We start from the raw sequence: 1103 nt of genomic DNA on the forward strand, positions 1-1103 counted from the left end.
AACCGATAATGGTTCACCCTGTGAAAATACTATTTTACAGGGCAAGCCACACGCCAGTTGTCCCGGTAGGATGCTATTGGAAGAACAACAGGTTTTATCAAGACCTTTACCTTGTAAAACAATTATATAGAGCTACTTCGTGTCGCGACAACGTCCAGCGATATGGTGCGTGGCTAATCTTATTGGTAGATATTTTAGGCCCGTTAAGAATGCTCTTCAGAGGTGAAACTTGCTGTAAATATGATCCTTAGCCAAGTCCAATAACGCGCGTTAATGGCTGGCAATTAATATCTTTAAATAATTTTCCGGAGTCATAACCCCTAATGCACTGTTTTTAAAGTCTTTAGTATTCCGGGTAACTATCACATCTATGTCTCCAATCATTTCTGCGGAGAAGTTTTGTAAGGCATCTTCAAAGTCTTTAAAAGGTGAGTTTAGGGCTCGCAAAATTGTTTCTTTATCGGTAGTCAACACTTCAGTAATGGATATTAACTGATTTAATTTATCAACCACTTTTTCGTGCTTAGCATTCTGTCTCAACAAGTTGTAAACATTACTTATAATCACTGAAGTAATATGGCCCGTAATAACTTTAGATTCGCAAAGGGCTAATACTTTAGCTGCATTATCTGAAAACGGTTTTCGGTCGAAAAAGAAGTCCAGAATAACGTCGGTGTCAATCAATATTCTTTTCATCAGTATTAAATTAGTCCAAGTTATTGGTCTGATGGAACTCGCATGATTGTGTTTATACATGTTCTCTTGTGACAAACCTTGTCATGCTCGTTTCATTCTTACAGGTATTTTTCAGCAAGTCTCTTTGAGAGCTCCGTTTTATAATCAAAGTTTCGGGGTTCTTTAAATGTCCCCTTTAGAGATTTTACAATGGGGGTCAACTCAACCTCCCTGGCCTGCTCTTCTTTCGTTATGATTTTCAGATAATTCTCAACTATATCAGAAAGACTTCTGCCTTTTCCTGAAGCGTACTTCTTTGCTTTTTCAATTATAGATTGCTCTATTGTAAGTGTCAATTTAGTATTCATTTTACACTCCTCCAATAAAAAGATTTTATACGTGTAAAATTAATTCAAATTTATAGTACG

Annotated in this window: 3 protein-coding genes; 1 reads left to right on the forward strand and 2 read right to left on the reverse strand. The window is 36.5% G+C overall.

The features are described from left to right. The coding region (locus OQ5_RS23875) for a hypothetical protein (RefSeq protein ID WP_218054532.1) at positions 1–251 on the forward strand (251 nt) is incomplete at its 5' end. Between the two features lie 19 nt (positions 252–270). Here the strand turns inward: OQ5_RS23875 and OQ5_RS0111725 are convergent. After that, a complete protein-coding gene (locus tag OQ5_RS0111725; RefSeq protein WP_016777675.1) occupies positions 271–696 on the reverse strand; it encodes a type II toxin-antitoxin system VapC family toxin in 426 nt (141 codons plus the stop codon). Positions 697–794: 98 nt separating this feature from the next. Beyond that, positions 795–1031 carry a DUF6364 family protein gene (locus OQ5_RS0111730; RefSeq protein WP_255297513.1) on the reverse strand — a complete coding sequence of 79 codons (237 nt, stop codon included), beginning with the start codon at positions 1029–1031 and terminating at the stop codon, positions 795–797. Positions 1032–1103 lie beyond the last annotated feature (72 nt).

Source organism: Anaerophaga thermohalophila str. Valhall (genome assembly GCF_000250735.1).
In the GTDB taxonomy this organism is placed as follows: domain Bacteria; phylum Bacteroidota; class Bacteroidia; order Bacteroidales; family Marinilabiliaceae; genus Anaerophaga; species Anaerophaga thermohalophila_A.

Coding starts and splice junctions, on each gene's coding strand:
- OQ5_RS0111725 (WP_016777675.1), bottom strand. CDS start 696: ATGAAAAGAATATTGATTGACACCGACGTTATTCTGGACTTCTTTTTC.